Raw genomic sequence first — 17,079 nt, 5'->3', positions numbered from 1 at the left:
TAAATCACATGAACATATGTCAAATCTTCTCATCATGACACCTTCATTCGTTTTTCTTACAAAAGTGTAATTTTCCTGTAAGCTAATTCGATAGTGACTCTCCGCTATATTTCATACAATTAAGTCAGAAACAGAGCAACAACCATTCGAAAAGGAGCGGATCTAATATGATGAACAAAATGAAATCAAACAATTTCTTAAACACAATGGGCATGGTATTATCTGCTCTTATCGATGCAAAAGCTGTTGCTTCTACATTAAACAAGTAAGGAGAATATATTATGAACAACATCACTTTTAACAAATTAGATTTTTTAGGACTTGCTAGCGGCTCGGTTCTTCTTACTGCTTTCATTTACGCTGCTACGCTTGTGTAACTTTGTGTCCCCTTTCCCCTTTATCCCGCTTTAACGGGCAGTAAGACTCCCACCTCAGAATTCGGCGAATGCGAGGAAGTTAGGCGGGAGATCAACTGCCTGTAAAAGCCCGATTGGTGAGGGCTAATAATCAGTGGGGATGAACAAAACCCCCACTGATTAAAGTTTCACTTTATATAAATAGTAATAGAAAAGACGACCGTCTATGCTCGGTCGTCTTTTCTTACTTTTGATTTGATTGAAGAGCTTCCTTTAGTTCTTCAAACTTTTCATTTAATTGATCTGTCATCATTTTCATAGCCGTTTTTCGATCTATTTGTTCTTCAGCATCAATTTGAATTGGGTCTCCAAAAACTAATTGCGCTTTTTTTCCTTTTATCAATTCTTTTACACTTGATGGACCAACATAAGCTGCTGGTATTAACGGAACGTTAGAACGCATTGCAATCGTAACAGCCCCAGCTTTTAATGAAACATCTTCTGATGATCTCGTTCCACTCGGGAAAATACCTACTACTTTTCCCTCTTTTAATAAACGAGATGGAATTTTCAATGTGCTTGGCCCTGGATTCGCACGGTCTACAGGGAATGCATTTACATTTTTAAAAAACCAATTTTTAAATTTCCCTTCAAACAATTCCTTTTTTGCCATGTAATGAATTTGGGTTGGGTACATTCCTGCCGCTAACATTAAAACATCCATAAAACTTGTATGTGTACACGCAACAACGTAAGGGCCATCTTCCGGTAATTTCTCTCTCCCTTGCACTTCTACCTTCCCAGCCATTTTAAATATATATTTCAACGAAAATGTAATTGGTTTATACATTTGTTTCGTTCCTTTCTGAATATCCGAAGTATAATCATTTTCTTACAATGATTATAACACTAAGTTTTAGGAGTTGGTAATAAAAATAAGTATTTATTGTTAAATTTCAATTCTTACAAAAGTGTAAGTTTATTGTAAGCTAATTCGATAGTGACCCCCTCCACTATCTTATACAATTAAGTCAGAAAGTAACAACAACCATTCGAAAAGGAGCGGATCTATATGATGAACAAAATGAAATCAAACAATTTCTTACATACAATGAGCATGGTATTATCCGCTCTTATCGATGCAAAAACTGTTGCTTCTACATTAAACAAGTAAGGAGAATTTATAATGAATAACCTGACTTTTAACAAATTAGATTTTTTAGGACTAGCTAGCGGCTCTCTTCTTCTTACTGCTTTTATTTATGCCGCAACGCTTGTATAACTTTGTGTCCCCCTTCCCCTTTATATAGAAAAAGACGACCGTCTATGCCCGGTCGTCTTTTTAATTTTTTCTTTCCTTCAATTCTCTTAAAAGCTGTATCAATTCAGCTTGTTGTTTTATATTCTTACGACCGTTTCGATTAATTGCCGCAAGCTCGCAGGCAACTCCAGCAGCAAAGAAAAACAATAAACTTTCTAACATATAAAATCCTCCAGTTGCCTATTAAACAGCTTGGCGCAATTGCTTTTCTTGCAACATTTGTTTATTTGCATTTTCTTCTTTTCTCTGACAAACATTATTACGAATAAGCGCTGCAATAACAAATAATGTTCCTACAATATCAAATGTTGTTATTTTATACCCTTGCATCATCATAATAACTAAAGTAGTAATTGGCACAAAGTTAATAAATAAAATACCATTAATGGATGATAAGATTTTCACACCGTAGTTCCAAGCAAGTAGTGCTACGATACCTGGTAATGTCATCATAAATAACAAATCATACTTCACAATAGAAATCGTTTCCATACTTGGAACAGATACATATCCAAGCACTGTAATGACTACAGTTATAATCCCTGTGACAGTTGTACCCAATACACACGTCAAAGTAGAATAGCGTAATGTTGACCAATCGCTACACGTTTGACCACCCATCGTATAAATTACCCATCCTACAACACCAACAAATATAAATGCTAGCGAAAACATGTTATCTTTCAATGTTAAAAAGAAACTCATATCACCTTTCGTAATAACAAATATAGCCCCTACAAACGCGATAATCATGCTCGTTATCATATACTTCTTCGGCTTTATATTTTTATATCCCCATAAAATACAAATTGAAATCATCGGCATCAGTGCCTCCATAATAGAAGCTACCATTACACCTGATTTCCCCATTAACATTTGTCCTAGAAAAATTAATACATTATATACGGTAAACGCCATTGTTCCAAAAAAGACGAGTAACTTTCCTCTTCCCTCTAAGCGAAATGCCTTCTTACCTTCTTTCATTAGCAACAATACAATCAATACGATCGCCACCGCTCCGTAGCGAATAAGTGAAAAATAAAATGGATCTATGTATTCTAACGCATGATCAGCAACCGGAAACATCGCTCCCCATGACATACTTGCAATTAAACACGCTAAAGCCCCTATTATCATTTGACCTCTTCTCACCATAATCCCCCCGCTTCTTTCTATTTGCACAAAGAGAATTGTAAAAGAAAAAATATATCACGTAAAATGATTCAAAATGATGTTAACTATCACTTATAATGATAGTTAACATCAAGGAGGATCGTACTATGGAATTAAGAGACTTACAAATCTTCCAGAGCGTTGCCGACCAAGGTAGTGTAAGTGGCGCAGCAAAGGAATTAAATTACGTACAATCAAATGTAACCGCACGTATTAAACAATTAGAAAACGAGCTAAAAACACCGCTCTTTTACCGTCATAAACGAGGCATGACTTTAACGGCTGAAGGAAGAAAAATGCTCGTTTATGTTCATAAAATTTTGCAAGATGTTGAAGAGCTAAAACAAGTGTTTTTAGATAGCGAAACACCATCTGGTATATTAAAAATTGGTACAGTCGAAACAGTAAGCACATTGCCTACCATTTTGTCTTCTTACTATAAGAGCTATCCGAATGTCGATTTATCATTACAAGCTGGTCTAACAGAAGAACTTATTAGAAAAGTAATCGATCACCAATTAGATGGTGCATTCATATCAGGTCCTATTAAACATCCATTAATTGAACAATACGATGTTAGTACCGAAAAATTAATGCTTGTTACACAAAATAAAGCTTTTCATATAGAAGAATTCACTACGACGCCCCTACTCGTTTTTAATCAAGGATGTGGATACCGTTCAAAATTAGAACGATGGCTTAAAGATGAAGGTTTGCTACCAAAAAGAATTATGGAATTTAATATATTAGAAACAATACTAAACAGTGTTGCACTTGGCCTTGGAATTACACTCGTACCACAGTCTGCTGTCCACCATCTTTCTAAAGCTGGTAAGGTACATTGTCATGCAATCCCTGAAAAATATGGTAGTATTTCAACGGTTTTCATACGCCGTAAAGATAGCTATATGACGAATTCAATGCGTAGCTTTTTAAAAACAATTGAAGAGCATCATCATATCAATATGCTTTGAAGGACATTCTTACACGAATGTCTTTTTTTCTTACAAAAGTGTAAGTCTTCCGTAAGCTAATTCGATAGTTGCAGGCGACCATATTTCCTATAATTAAGACATAAAGCAGGGCAACAACAATTCGAAAAGGAGCGGATACGCATGATGAACAAAATGAAATCAAACAAATTTTTAAATACAATGGGCATGGTGCTATCCGCACTTGTCGATGCTAAAGCAGTTTCAACTACATTAAACAAATAAGGAGAGATTATGATGAACAACATTACCTTCAACAAATCAGACTTTATCGGACTTGCAAGTGGAGCAGCTCTTCTTACTGCATTCATTTACGCACTTGCTCAAAGTCTTATTTAACACTTTGTTTCCCCCAACCCCTTTATATATAGAAAAAGCTGCTTGTCTTATAGACAAGCAGCTTTTTAGTTCGTTTCATATATAATTTGGCCTGTTTTCGTAATATCGTATCCGCCAATCGCTTTTAACTCATTATGAAATTCTTCCGATTGCAGAATGTCTTTCATAAACTCAATAAGCTCTTCATTTTCTTTATTCTTCAAAATTACTAAATCATACTGTTCTTTCATTATTGGAATAAAGTCTACATTTACAATTTGCGAAAACTTTTCTGACCCTACTCCAACATCAGCTTTTCCATTCGCAACTTGCGAGGCAACACCAAGGTGATTCGATTCTTCCCATTCATACCCGCTAATATCTTCTTTATTTATTTTTTGAATTCGTAATCGCTCATCCACTAATACCCTAATACCAGAACCCTTTTCTCGATTTATAAATCGTATAGATGACTGAGATAAATCAGCCCATGTTTTTATATTTTTTGGATTCCCTTTTTGCACATAAAACCCAACATTCCTTGATAATAAATTAATCATAATACATGGTTGTCCGACTAAAATACGTTTTACGTAAGGAACATTATACGTACCCGTTTCCCCATCAAACAAATGCAGGCTAACGACACTTCCTTCTCCTTGGTACAGCTTCACTAAACTCGTTAAACTACCTTGATACGCTCTTAATATATTAGAATTTGGCATACGATTTTCTATATGTTTTGCCAACATATCTAACGTTAGTTCTTGCCCGCTAATAATACATGTATTTGAGGTACTATTACCATCGTTCTTTACAGGAACAACTTGCACCTTACCAGTTTTCATTTGCTTTATATATTGTTCTAAATCCGCTGCATCAATGCGCATCTGTCTACCAACTCTATAAGAAGGCAGTTCTCCTTTTTTAATTAAGTCGTATACAGTTAGTTTTGATACTTTTAATCGCTTTGCTACTTCTTCCGTTGTGTAGGAATGATGATCCATAGACGATTCCTCACTTTCTTCTTTCATTGTAACAAAGAAAAGAATATTTCTCCTATTTTTTCAAAATAGCTATATGTTCAAATTATATTCAATTATAACTAGTTATATTTAGTTATATTTAGTTATAATTAAATGTGTCAAAACGAAAGGGGAATTTTTTATGAACAAATTTACATTACGATCCATTGGGGCACTTATACTTTCTTTTCTTCTTATATTTAGTGCTGCATGTACAAGCGGAGAAAAGAAAGAGAAATCAACTGCTAAAGAAGGAAAAACAGTAGAACTTACTATATCCGCTGCTGCAAGCTTACAAGATGCACTAAAAGAAATTGAAACAAAATATAAAGAAAAAGAACCTAATATTAAACTTTCTTTTAACTTCGGTGCTTCTGGTGCACTTCAACAACAAATTGAACAAGGTGCGCCTGCTGATTTATTCTTCTCAGCAGCAGAAGATAAATTCCAAACTCTTGTTAAAAAAGGATTCATTGATGAAAAAGAAGGGAAAAATCTTCTTGGGAATGAACTCGTTCTAGTTGTTCCAAAAGATAGTTCTCTTACAAAATTCCAAGATTTAAAAGATGAAAAAATCAAGAAAATTGCACTTGGTACACCTGAATCCGTACCTGCGGGAAAATACGCAAAGGCTTCTCTCACACATGAAAATCTTTGGAATGACATTCAAAATAAAGTCGTATTTACAAAAGACGTTCGCCAAGTGTTAACATATGTAGAAACAGGCAATGTCGATGCTGGTATCGTATACAAAACGGATGCTCTTATTTCAGACAAAGTAAAGATTGGTGAGACAGCAGCAGCTACCTCTCATGAGCCAATTCACTATCCTTTAGGTGTTATAAAAGAATCTAAGCACAAGAAAGAGGCGACTTCATTTTATGAGTATTTGCAGTCAAAAGATGCACAATCTATCTTTAAAAAATATGGATTTACAGTCCTATCATAATTGCCATGAGCTTTGATGCTATTTTGTCACCAATCTTTCTATCTTTACGAGTAGCTGCATGCGCCACCATTATCGTTACAATTTTAGGGACGATTATCGGGCGAGCGCTAGCACGCTCCTCATGGAGATATAAAGTAATACTAGAAACTATTTTCTTATTACCAATGGTACTTCCGCCAACTGTAATCGGCTTTTTTCTCATTATCATTTTTGGAAATAATAGTCCCATTGGAATGTGGATAGAATCATTATTTCAGCAGTCTATTATGTTTACATCCACTGCTGCTATCATTGCTTCTACAGTCGTTGCATTTCCACTCATGTACCAATCAGCAAAAACAGGATTTTCTATTGCGAATGTACAAATAGAAGAAAGTGCTCGTGACCTTGGTGCGAGTGAATATCAAGTTTTCCTGCACGTTACACTCCCACTTGCATTTCCTGCCTTACTAAGCGGAATGATTTTGAGCTTTGTTCGTGCGCTCGGTGAGTTTGGTGCTACACTCATGTTTGCTGGGAACATTCCTGGTAAAACACAGACTATCCCAACTGCAATTTATATGGCGATTGATGCAAGTAATATGCAACTCGCCTGGACACTTGTAGTTATCACTATTAGTATGTCACTCCTATTTCTGCTATGTATTCAGCTTATTAATAAAAGAATTACTAACTCTTAAAGCAGCTTTTTCCGAAGCTGCTTCTTTATTTCTCAGGAAATAAAATATACCGTCGGGAAATAACTGAATTTTACCTCTTATTAAAATAGACATTTTATTTGAATTCACTTTCTAAAATAGGCAATTTCCTGTTATTATATGGAGGTGTTTCAAAAAATGAAGAAATGAAAACGCATTTATATCGTAAGTTCTTCATCCTGTTTTAGCGATCGGTAATCTTCTACTCTATTAGTGGGGCATTACCGATCGTTAGAACGATATGTAATTATATTGGTATAGAAAACCGAAGGGAGTCTTGTAATGGACATTTTATTAGCGCTTCTTCCTGCAATCGCATGGGGAAACATCTTATTAGTAAGCGTAAAAATGGGCGGTGGTGCATATAGCCAAACGGTAGGTATGACAATCGGTGCTCTATTCTTCGCAACAGTTATGTATGTATTTACTCAACCAGTTTTAACAATGACAGTCTTAATTGTTGGTTTTATTTCAGGTTTATTCTGGGCTTTAGGACAAGTAAACCAATTAAAAACAGTTGAAAAATTAGGTGTTTCAACTACTGTAACTATTTCTACTGGTATGCAACTTGTTGCAACTTCTATCTTTGGGGTTATCGCTTTCCGTGAGTGGACTACTACAACAACGATTGTTCTGGGAACGATTGCAATCCTATTAATCGTAGTTGGTGTTGTATTCACATCACTAGACGACAAAGAAAATGCACAGCCACCAGGACAATTGAAAAAAGGACTTCTTACTTTAATTGTTTCTACTTTCGGCTACCTTGTATATGTAATTATTATTCGTTGGTATAATATCGATGGTTGGTCTGCTATTTTACCACAAGCAGTTGGTATGTTTGTTGGTGCGGTTGTACTGACATCTAAACATAAACCATTTAACAAATATGCAATGCGTAATGCTTTATCCGGTTTACTATGGGGAACTGGAAACTTATTCTTACTTCTTTCATTACCACGTGTCGGAGTAGCAACAAGCTTCCCATTATCTCAAACTGGAATCGTTATCTCAACATTCGGTGCGATTGTATTCTTAGGTGAAAAGAAAACAAAACGTCAATTGATCTTTATTGCACTAGGTAGTATTTTAATTATCGGTGGCGCTGTATTGCTTGGTATGACGAAAGCATAAGCTTATATTCTATTAATAAACCCCTGAAGTATATGTGCTTCAGGGGTTTTTCTCTTCCAATTGTTTTCTAAATATAATTATTTACATGCACTTGTTTTTTATAGTTGTTCTTCCACTCTAGCAAACCAGCTACACATATAAAGAGATTAATAACAGCTAATATTAGCATGACGTATAAACCTGTGGAAATATAAATCACAATGCTAAACACGTTATACAAAATCCATAAATACCAGTTTTCTAAAATTTTTCGACTTAGCATAAATTGAGCTACTAATCCTAGTACAGCATTTAAAGCGTCTAAATATGGACTAGTTGATTCTAAATAACGGATTTGATAATAGCCCCAACCAATCCAAGCAACTAACATAAAGATTATATAAATAGTCCACCCTTTTACACCTAAACGAACTGTTGCTTTTACCTCTTCCTCCCCACTACGTGCAATCCAATAATACCAACCATATACATTAAATATAAATTGAAAGGCTGCCAATACTGCCATTGCATATAAACCTTGCGTGATGAAAATATACAGAAATACCGCAACCGTAATCATGCCAAACAAAAAGTTAGATACCCTTTCCCTCGCTAATAACCAAACATTAATAATCCCCATAACCGATGCAAAAATTTCAATATAACTCGATTGAATATAAAATCCAACCAATACGCAAATAATACTAGAAATGAGTAAAAAAAGTGGACTTCTGACCATGATCATCTCTCCCCAGATGTATAATAAATTCCCTATCACCAGTATAAGGAATAGCTCTTCCCTTTACCATGAATTTCCTCCTTCTCGTTATCCATTCCATCTACGGTAAGTCTTTTCTTTTTACAAATTTCTCTTAAAAATGGTATCGTTTTTTATAACATATCTCCACTAGAAAGGAATAAAGGATATGCTAACTAAACATCGAATTCTATTTATTGGTGCTGGTCGTATGGCAGAAGCTATATTTTCCGGATTACTTAAAACAAGCAAAGAATACATCGAAGAAATTATTGTTTCTAACCGAAGCAACGCAGAAAAGCTAGAACAATTACAAGGGCGATATAATGTGTCTACTGCAACAGATTGGAAGCAGCATGTTACATCTGTTGATACGATTGTTTTAGCAATGCCGCCTTCTGCACATGAAGAATTATTAGCAGAGTTATCTCCGTTACTATCGAATCAACTTGTCGTAACGGTAGCTGCTGGCATTGGCCCATCTTATTTAGAAGAAAGACTTCCCGGGGGAACACCTGTTGCTTGGATTATGCCAAATACAGCTGCTGAAATTGGAAAGTCTATCTCCTTATATACAATGGGACGATCAGTAAACGAGATGCATCAAGAAACCCTGCAACTGCTTTTAAGAGGCATTGGTACTTCGCAACTTTGCACCGAGGAAGAAGTTCATCAGCTTACTGCAGTTACTGGAAGTGCACCAGCTTTCCTTTATTACTTTGCTGAAAGCTTAATTGAAGCAACAAAAAGTTATGGAGTCGATGAAGCAACCGCAAAACACCTTGTCATTCAAATGATTTCCGGCTCTGCTTCTATGCTTGAACAAACGCAAGATCCAGCTAACCTCCGCGAACAAGTAACAACACCAGGTGGTTCCACAGCTGAGGGTCTCAAAGCTTTATATGAATATAATTTTTCAGAGGCAATTCAAAAAGCAGTAGAAGCAACAAACAAAAAAGCTAGGGGGAAATAATATGAATTTAACAAGTTTAAAAGACTATACAACATTACATAACGGTGTAAAAATGCCTTGGTTCGGTTTAGGTGTTTTTAAAGTAGAAGATGGTTCAGAAGTAATTGAATCTGTAAAAGCAGCAATTAAAAATGGCTATCGCAGCATTGATACTGCAGCAATTTATCAAAACGAAGAAGGCGTTGGACAAGCGATCCGTGAAGCAGGTGTTTCACGTGAAGAATTATTTATTACATCAAAAGTATGGAATAGCGATCAAGGGTATGAAACAACACTTCAAGCATTTGAAACTACATTAGAGAAATTAGGTCTAGAATATTTAGATTTATATTTAGTACATTGGCCTGTAAAAGGGAAATATACTGAATCATGGAAAGCGTTAGAAAAACTTTATAAAGACGGCCGTGTTCGTGCAATTGGTGTGAGTAATTTCCACATTCACCACTTACAAGACGTATTTGAAATTGCTGAAATTAAGCCAATGGTCAACCAAGTGGAATACCATCCACGTTTAGCACAAGAAGAATTACATGCTTTCTGTAAAGAGCATGGTATTCAGCTTGAAGCTTGGTCACCATTAATGCAAGGACAACTACTAGATCACCCAACATTACAAGAAATTGCTACAAAATATAATAAGTCGACTGCACAAGTGATTCTACGCTGGGATCTACAAAATGAAGTTGTAACGATTCCTAAATCAATTAAAGAACAACGCATCATTGAAAATGCGAACATCTTTGATTTTGAATTAAGCTCGGATGATATGAAAGCAATTCAAGCTTTAAATGAAAATCACCGTGTTGGTCCAGATCCGGATAACTTTAACTTCTAATAGGGAAACCACTGCCATATGCAGTGGTTTTTTTATTTTTAATAAAACTGAAAATTTAAACTATATTCCATTTGATTGACACTTCATTATCTAAGGTGTAAGATTTTGAATTATCAAAGAAACACAAAAATTAATAAATTTCATTTGTTTACTCATTGTATCAAGAGAGGTGGAGGGACTGGCCCTTTGAAACCTCGGCAGCAGGTTCATTTTGAATACTGTGCCACTTCCTGCAAGCTTTGTGCTTGAAAGATAGAATGAGGGACTTCGTTTATATACGGGTGCATAACTTGTACGTAAAAATCCCTCTTTCTCAATACGAAAAGAGGGATTTTTTATTTTTCATTTCCCTCATCATCATCCAAACTTAATTATTTAGGAGGAAAATCAAATGAAAAAGAAGTTTGTACCCGGTATTGCATCAGTTGTAGGAGTAAGTATTTTATTAACTGGTTGCAGTAGTTATAAAAACGAAGCAAGCGGAGCAAATGCAAAAGACGAGGCACCTAGTAAACAGGTTTTAAACTTATCTTCACCTACTGAAATACGAACAATGGATACAGCTCGTGCTACAGATACTGATTCTGGTCAAGTAATGAGAAATGTATTTGAAGGTTTGTATAATCTTGGTGAAGGTAACAAACCTGTCCCTGGTGTTGCAAAATCTCATGAAGTAAGTGGCGATAAAACAAAATACACATTCCATTTACGAGATTCAAAATGGTCAAACGGCACTCCTGTTACAGCGAAAGATTTCGTCTTCGCTTGGCAAAGAGCTGTTGATCCAGCGACAGCCTCTGAATACGCATTTCTATTCTTTGATATTAAAAATGCAACAAAAATTAACAACAAAGAACTTCCAGCCGATCAACTTGGTGTAAAAGCAATTGATGACCATACGTTTGAGGTAGAATTAGAACGTCCTGTTCCGTACTTTATTAGCTTAACAGCGTTCCCAACATTTCTACCAATTAACGAGGAATTCTTTAAAGCACAAGATGATAAGTACGCTTTAGAAGATAATACAATCTTGTACAACGGAGCTTTTACACTAAGCGATTGGAAGCACGAACAAAGCTTTAAATTCAAGAAAAACCCTACCTATTGGGATAAAGATACTGTCAAACTGGAAGAAATCAATTTTAACGTCGTAAAAGAAAAATCTACAGAAGTAAATTTATTCGAGTCAAAACAATTAGATCGTATCAAACTAACATCTGACTTCGTTGATAAATATAAAAAGGATGCTAACTTTAAAGAACGTCCAAACGTAGGGGTACATTTTTTACGTATGAATCAACAAAACAGAGTACTTCAAAACGTTTCTGCACGCCAAGCAATTGATCAAACAATTGATCGAAAATCCTTTGTAAATACGTTATTAAATGACGGCTCTACACCAACCTTGAGTCTCGTGCCGAAAAACTTTGCAAAGGGGCCTGACGGAACAGACTTCCGTACTGCAAACGGCGATTTAACAAAATTTGATACAACATCTGCACAAGAATTATGGAAGAAAGCAAAAAAAGAACTTGGTTCTGAAAAGATAACATTAGAATTATTAACAAGTGATGGTGACCTTGAGAAGAAAACTGGTGAGTTCCTAAAAGGACAACTAGAAAAGAATTTAGATGGCTTAACAGTAAATATAAAACCGCAACCACGTAAACAACAAATTTCACTTTTATTAAAAGGTGACTACGAGATTGGAATTGACGGTTGGAGCCCTGACTTTGCGGATCCAATTACATTCCTTGAGTTATTTACAACGAATAACCCTTACAACTTAGACCATTACTCTAATAAGGAATTCGATGAAACAATAGCAAAAGTGAAAACAACTTTAGCTGGTGATGAAAAAGCTCGCTGGGAAGCATTACTAGCATCCGAGAAAATATTATTTAAAGACTCTGTTATCGCTCCTCTTTACCAAAAAGGCGAATCTTATTTAGAACGTTCTTTTGTGAAAGGAATTGTGCAAGTAGACTTTGCAGGTCAATTAAACTTCAAGTGGGCAAAAATTGAAAAATAAAGTGAAACTTTAATCAGTGTAGGTTTTCTTCATCCCCACTGATTATTAGCCCGTACCAATTGTTTTTTTAGCAAAACATATTAAAAGCAGATTCCCCAATACGAGGAAATCTGCTTTTTTAATATATTATTCTAAGAAATTAACAATCTATTTTTATTATTGACATATAGTTCTTTCCAGTGTTAATATTCTAAATAATCAAAGAAACAAAATATTTAACCATCAAAATGTAATGTCTACCAAGTTGAAACATATAACGCCAGATTATAGTTCAACATGTATATACATATAGAACACCTGATTACCTATATGCACATATTTATAATAGGTTTTCTCTTCTTCTATAGCTACACTTCAAGACATGGACATTATGACGTTACGAACAACACATTTAGGGAGGAAAGAACAATGAAGAAAAAAGTTGTACCTGTTGTTGCATCTGTTTTAGGGGCAAGTCTACTACTAACTGCTTGCGGGGGAAATAAAGATAATGCAGGCGGAGCAAAAGCGAACGATAAAGCACCTGATAAACAATCGATTAACTTATCATTTGCTTCAGAAATTCCAACAATGGATGTTGCAAAAGCAACGGATGGGGAATCCATGAACGTAATGCGAAATGTTTTTGAAGGTTTATATGCAATGGGAGAAGATAATAAACCGATTCCTGGTGTCGCTGAGTCGGTTGACGTAAGTCCCGATAAAACAAAATATACATTCCACCTGCGTGATTCAAAATGGTCAAACGGTACTCCTGTAACAGCAAAAGACTTTGTCTTCGCTTGGCAACGTGCCGTAAACTCTGAAACAGCAGCTGAATATGCATTCTTATTCTTCGATATACAGAATGCAAAACAAATAAACCAAAAACAATTACCAGTTGATCAATTAGGCATCAAAGCTCTTGATGACAAAACTTTAGAAGTACAACTAGATCGCCCTGTTCCCTACTTCTTAAGCTTAACGACGTTCTCAACATTCTTACCAATTAATGAAGACTATTTAAAATCTCAAGGCGATAAATACGGTTTAGAAACAAATCATTTAATTTACAATGGTGCTTTCACATTAGATAACTGGAAACACGAACAAAGCTTCCAATTGAAGAAGAACCCTAACTATTGGGATGCTAAAACTGTAAAATTAGAAGAAATCAACTTCAATGTCGTTAAAGATAAATCTACAGAAGTTAACTTATATGATTCAGGACAAATTGACCGTGTTGCTTTAACTGCGGAGTTTGTTGATAAATATAAAGGTGATCCAAACTTCAAGGAACGCGCTGAAGTCGGCATTCAATTTTTACGACTAAATCAGAAAAATGCAGTATTAAAAAATCAACATGCACGCCTTGCTATTAACGGAGCAATGAATAAAAAAGCGTACGTAGAAACAATTTTAAATAACGGTGCAATCCCAGCAGAAGGAATGGTTCCTGCGAAATTCGCAAAAAGTCCAGACGGTAACGACTTCCGTAAAGAGAATGGAAATCTAGTCAAAGATGATGTGAAATCTGCAAAAGAAAACTGGAAAAAAGCGAAGCAAGAACTTGGTACTGACAAAGTAACAATTGAACTATTAACAAGTGATAATGCTTTAGCTAAAAAGACTGGCGAATATTTAAAAGGTGAACTAGAAAAGAATCTAGATGGATTAACAGTGACTTTAAAACCTCAACCACGTAAACAACAGTTAAAACTACTATTAAGTGGTGATTACGAAATCGGAATCGATGGCTGGGGCCCTGACTTCGCAGATCCTATTACATTCTTAGATCTATTCACAACAGATAGTGCTTATAACTTCGATAAATACTCTAACAAAGAGTACGATGAGCTCATTCATAAAGTGAAAACAGATTTAGCTGGTGATGAAAAAGCTCGCTTTGAAGCAATGAAGCAGGCTGAAAAAATCCTATTACAAGATGGTGCTGTCGCTCCTTTATACCAACAAGGTCGTTCTTACCTACAACGCGGATTTATTAAAGGGCTTGTAACAACTGACTTCGGCGGTGAATTTAACTACAAGTGGACAGAAGTTGCAAAATAATAAATGCTAGTAAAAAAGGTATCCCACGAAGGATACCTTTTTTACTTTATACTTCTTTAACTACACAACTTCTCTTCTTTACTATCCCTTTTATACCTATAGTGATTCCCGCTATTAATTGTGTAACTAGTATAACCAGTAATAATGAAATAATATTTTTCTCTAAATCAACTTCCCTGAATATTATTGTGTAATAACCATTCGCTGCATATGTTGTGGGAAATAATTCGCCGATTGTTTGAAATGCCTATATACATACCATTTTTTTCAATTTAATTGATACATAAGCATGTGTCCCCCCTTAAGTAAATAATTCATTTGGTTTATACATAATTACATGGAATTAGGAAAAACTTGTATAGAAAGAAGTTACATAAGGAGGAATTTATAATGAGAATTTTACTATCAGCTTTATTAGCACTTATGCTAGTACCTGCATTAACAGGATGTAAAGCTCCTGCAAAAGAAGATACAACTTCTAATAAGAAAACGACTGAAGAAGCAAAAAATGAGGCTCCTGCAGATTTAAAACTAAACTTTAATGAATTTGATTTAAAAGCAGACTATCAAGATACGAAGAAAGACTACGAAGCTGATTATAAAAATGTAGCAGCCGATAAAAAAATGGAAGCAAAAATTGAAGACCATAAAACAGATGTAAAGTTCACAGGTGACGAGGCTATCACAAAATTAAGCCCACTTCTACAAGAATTAAAATTTGATAAAGATACTCCTGACCAAGAAGTAATCGATCAAGTAGTAAACGTGTTCAAACTTGATAAAGACTACCAAAAATTCGATTTAGAAGTTGTCTTCTCTGATGGAACGAAAAAAGAATATAAAAGAGAAATAAAATAAAGAAGTAGGCGATTGCCTACTTCTTTATTTTTGCATATCTTAGTTCTGGACTAGACCCGATAATGAATTGGACGCCAGATACTGATGATTTTTGTAAATACGAAGCACTTGGGAAAATAATTGGGATTAATGGTGTATCATCAAACATAATATCTTCTGCTTTATGCAATAAGTCAAAACGCTTATCTTCGTTTTGTTCAACTTCTGCTTCTTTGATTAATGCATCAAATTCTTTATTATGCCATTTTGCATAGTTGTTTGGACCATCACCTGCATATAAATCTAGTTTAGTAATCGGATCCAATAGAGAGCCGCCCCATCCCATATAAGCTAATTGGAAATCACTTTGCTTATATGTGTCGATGTAACTCTTCCACTCTTTATTTTCTAATTTAATATCTACACCAAGATTTTTCTTAAACATTTCTTGCATTGCTTCTGCTACTTTTTTATGTTGTGTATCTGTAGTGAATTTTAATGTTACTTCAGGTAATGTAGACCAACCTTGCTCTTTCATGCCCTCTTCTAATAATTTTTTCGCTTCTGCTGAATCGAATTTTACGTAATCGCCTTTTTCTTTACGGAAATCACGACCACCTTGTGTTTTTGCTCCTTCTGGAACGAATGCATATGCTTCTTGTGCATTATTTTTATACAATTTTTCAACGATAAACTTACGATCAACCGCTAATGAAAATGCTTTACGTACTTTCGCATTTGTAAACGGCTCTTTTTCTACGTTAAAGGAATAAATATAAGATGAGAATCCTGCAACACGCTTATATTCTTTGTTTCCTTTTTCTTTTTCAATCATCTCTTGTGGTAAACCACTTAGTAAATCTAATTCTTTTGACTTGTACAATTGGTACGCTGTTTTAGAATCTGGAATAATACGAAACTCAATTTCTTTTAATGTTACCTTTTTATCATAGTATTCTTTATTTTTTTGTACTGTAATTGCTTGGTTATGCTTCCATTCTTTTAACGTGAATGGTCCGTTCGTAATTAACTCTTTTGGATCTGTTTTTAATTTATTATTATCATCAATTGATTTTTTAGATAATGGAATAAATAATGAACTTGCTAATTTTTGTTTAATAGAAGCAACTGGGTGCTCAAGTGTTACCTTTAATGTTTGAGGATCAACGACTTGAATACCAACTTGTCCTTCTTCACCTTTTCCAGTATTATATGCCTCTGCTCCTTTAATAAAATACATTTCTGTCGCATTCATAGAACCTGTTTTCGGGTTTAATAATCGCTTCCATGCGAACTCAAAATCATTTGCTGTAATAGGAGAACCATCTGACCATTTAATATCTTTCTTTAAATGAATTGTATATTCAGTTCCATCAGCATTTACTTCTTCTTTCTCTGCTAATTCATTTTGATATTTCCCATCACTATCTTGCGTATATAAACTTGAAAACAACTGCCCAATTATATAACCTGACGTGCTATCTGTCGCAATAGCGGAATCAAGCGTATATGGATCACTACTAATATTCGTTACTAATCGATCTCCTTCTCCCTTACCAGCACTCGCTTTTTGCGTCTCTTTCTTACCGCAAGCGACAGAAGTTATTGCTAAAACAGTCATAATGACAAACAGTAAAAACTTCTTCATCCT

At 35.0% G+C, this 17,079-nt stretch carries 18 protein-coding genes, 1 pseudogene and 1 riboswitch; of the genes and pseudogenes, 12 read left to right on the top strand and 7 right to left on the bottom strand.

What is annotated here, in order from left to right; translation table 11 throughout:
* The first annotated feature begins 281 nt into the window (after window positions 1-281).
* A complete protein-coding gene (locus MRBLBA3_RS13760; protein WP_001060010.1) occupies window positions 282-377 on the top strand; it encodes a DUF3948 family protein in 96 nt (31 codons plus the stop codon).
* Between the two features lie 223 nt (window positions 378-600).
* Here the strand turns inward: MRBLBA3_RS13760 and MRBLBA3_RS13755 are convergent, their stop codons facing one another.
* On the bottom strand, window positions 601-1,206 hold the full coding sequence (locus MRBLBA3_RS13755) for a lysophospholipid acyltransferase family protein (protein ID WP_000277793.1): 606 nt from the start codon (window positions 1,204-1,206) through the stop codon (window positions 601-603).
* Between the two features lie 336 nt (window positions 1,207-1,542).
* Here MRBLBA3_RS13755 and MRBLBA3_RS13750 point away from each other — a divergent pair, with 336 nt between their 5' ends.
* Window positions 1,543-1,638 carry a DUF3948 family protein gene (locus tag MRBLBA3_RS13750; RefSeq protein ID WP_001061782.1) on the top strand — a complete coding sequence of 32 codons (96 nt, stop codon included), beginning with the start codon at window positions 1,543-1,545 and terminating at the stop codon, window positions 1,636-1,638.
* 60 nt (window positions 1,639-1,698) lie between these two features.
* On the opposite strand, the gene MRBLBA3_RS13745 is transcribed toward MRBLBA3_RS13750, so the two are convergent.
* Both MRBLBA3_RS13745 and MRBLBA3_RS13740 read right to left on the bottom strand, forming a co-directional pair.
* The gene (locus tag MRBLBA3_RS13745) at window positions 1,699-1,839 is read right to left on the bottom strand and encodes a YrzO family protein (RefSeq protein WP_000894059.1); all 141 of its coding nucleotides are present in this window, start codon (window positions 1,837-1,839) and stop codon (window positions 1,699-1,701) included.
* A 21-nt stretch (window positions 1,840-1,860) separates the two neighbouring features.
* Window positions 1,861-2,829: a DMT family transporter gene (locus tag MRBLBA3_RS13740; RefSeq protein ID WP_001252501.1), complete on the bottom strand. Its 969-nt coding sequence runs from the start codon at window positions 2,827-2,829 to the stop codon at window positions 1,861-1,863.
* 128 nt (window positions 2,830-2,957) lie between these two features.
* Here MRBLBA3_RS13740 and MRBLBA3_RS13735 point away from each other — a divergent pair, with 128 nt between their 5' ends.
* Together MRBLBA3_RS13735 and MRBLBA3_RS13730 are read left to right on the top strand one after the other, a co-directional pair.
* Window positions 2,958-3,824, top strand: coding sequence for a LysR family transcriptional regulator (locus MRBLBA3_RS13735; RefSeq protein ID WP_000423047.1), 867 nt, complete (start codon window positions 2,958-2,960; stop codon window positions 3,822-3,824).
* Window positions 3,825-4,079: 255 nt separating this feature from the next.
* Complete coding sequence (locus MRBLBA3_RS13730) at window positions 4,080-4,181, top strand: DUF3948 family protein (protein ID WP_212088814.1); 102 nt, start codon at window positions 4,080-4,082, stop codon at window positions 4,179-4,181.
* A 65-nt stretch (window positions 4,182-4,246) separates the two neighbouring features.
* On the opposite strand, the gene MRBLBA3_RS13725 is transcribed toward MRBLBA3_RS13730, so the two are convergent.
* Window positions 4,247-5,194, bottom strand: a complete 948-nt coding sequence (locus tag MRBLBA3_RS13725) for a substrate-binding domain-containing protein (protein WP_363381724.1) — start codon at window positions 5,192-5,194, stop codon at window positions 4,247-4,249.
* Between the two features lie 133 nt (window positions 5,195-5,327).
* Here MRBLBA3_RS13725 and modA point away from each other — a divergent pair, with 133 nt between their 5' ends.
* The 3 genes from modA to MRBLBA3_RS13710 all read left to right on the top strand — a co-directional run bounded on the left by modA (window position 5,328) and on the right by MRBLBA3_RS13710 (window position 7,966).
* A complete protein-coding gene (gene modA, locus MRBLBA3_RS13720; protein WP_044739086.1) occupies window positions 5,328-6,134 on the top strand; it encodes a molybdate ABC transporter substrate-binding protein in 807 nt (268 codons plus the stop codon).
* A gap of 5 nt (window positions 6,135-6,139) precedes the next feature.
* Window positions 6,140-6,814, top strand: a complete 675-nt coding sequence (modB, locus tag MRBLBA3_RS13715) for a molybdate ABC transporter permease subunit (protein ID WP_002070208.1) — start codon at window positions 6,140-6,142, stop codon at window positions 6,812-6,814.
* 300 nt (window positions 6,815-7,114) lie between these two features.
* Window positions 7,115-7,966 carry a GRP family sugar transporter gene (locus MRBLBA3_RS13710; protein WP_363381722.1) on the top strand — a complete coding sequence of 284 codons (852 nt, stop codon included), beginning with the start codon at window positions 7,115-7,117 and terminating at the stop codon, window positions 7,964-7,966.
* 67 nt (window positions 7,967-8,033) lie between these two features.
* Here MRBLBA3_RS13710 and pnuC read toward each other — a convergent pair whose 3' ends face one another.
* Entirely contained in the window at window positions 8,034-8,684 is a 651-nt protein-coding gene (gene pnuC / locus MRBLBA3_RS13705) for a nicotinamide riboside transporter PnuC (protein ID WP_363381720.1), read from the bottom strand.
* Between the two features lie 187 nt (window positions 8,685-8,871).
* Here pnuC and proC point away from each other — a divergent pair, with 187 nt between their 5' ends.
* The 4 genes from proC (at window position 8,872) to MRBLBA3_RS13685 (ending at window position 14,591) form a co-directional block, all read left to right on the top strand.
* A complete protein-coding gene (gene proC, locus MRBLBA3_RS13700; protein ID WP_328023975.1) occupies window positions 8,872-9,675 on the top strand; it encodes a pyrroline-5-carboxylate reductase in 804 nt (267 codons plus the stop codon).
* Between the two features lies 1 nt (window position 9,676).
* Window positions 9,677-10,510 (top strand): aldo/keto reductase, encoded by an 834-nt coding sequence (locus tag MRBLBA3_RS13695; RefSeq protein ID WP_328023977.1) that lies wholly within the window; start codon window positions 9,677-9,679, stop codon window positions 10,508-10,510.
* Between the two features lie 154 nt (window positions 10,511-10,664).
* A riboswitch (SAM riboswitch) is annotated at window positions 10,665-10,769 on the top strand.
* Window positions 10,770-10,901: 132 nt separating this feature from the next.
* The gene (locus MRBLBA3_RS13690) at window positions 10,902-12,542 is read left to right on the top strand and encodes a peptide ABC transporter substrate-binding protein (protein WP_363381717.1); all 1,641 of its coding nucleotides are present in this window, start codon (window positions 10,902-10,904) and stop codon (window positions 12,540-12,542) included.
* Window positions 12,543-12,950: 408 nt separating this feature from the next.
* Window positions 12,951-14,591, top strand: coding sequence for a peptide ABC transporter substrate-binding protein (locus MRBLBA3_RS13685; RefSeq protein WP_363381715.1), 1,641 nt, complete (start codon window positions 12,951-12,953; stop codon window positions 14,589-14,591).
* A 46-nt stretch (window positions 14,592-14,637) separates the two neighbouring features.
* Here the strand turns inward: MRBLBA3_RS13685 and MRBLBA3_RS13680 are convergent.
* Window positions 14,638-14,835, bottom strand: a pseudogene (locus MRBLBA3_RS13680) (hypothetical protein); the annotation flags it as partial.
* A 146-nt stretch (window positions 14,836-14,981) separates the two neighbouring features.
* Between MRBLBA3_RS13680 and MRBLBA3_RS13675 the strand changes: the two are divergent.
* Entirely contained in the window at window positions 14,982-15,449 is a 468-nt protein-coding gene (locus tag MRBLBA3_RS13675; RefSeq protein ID WP_060749773.1) for a YusW family protein, read from the top strand.
* Between the two features lie 16 nt (window positions 15,450-15,465).
* Here MRBLBA3_RS13675 and MRBLBA3_RS13670 read toward each other — a convergent pair whose 3' ends face one another.
* Window positions 15,466-17,076 carry a peptide ABC transporter substrate-binding protein gene (locus MRBLBA3_RS13670; protein ID WP_212088802.1) on the bottom strand — a complete coding sequence of 537 codons (1,611 nt, stop codon included), beginning with the start codon at window positions 17,074-17,076 and terminating at the stop codon, window positions 15,466-15,468.
* Window positions 17,077-17,079: the final 3 nt, after the last annotated feature.

It is taken from the genome of Bacillus sp. LBA3-1-1.1, from assembly GCF_040676495.1.
In the GTDB taxonomy this organism is placed as follows: domain Bacteria; phylum Bacillota; class Bacilli; order Bacillales; family Bacillaceae_G; genus Bacillus_A; species Bacillus_A nitratireducens.
This window is presented reverse-complemented; position numbering and strand designations above follow the sequence as displayed.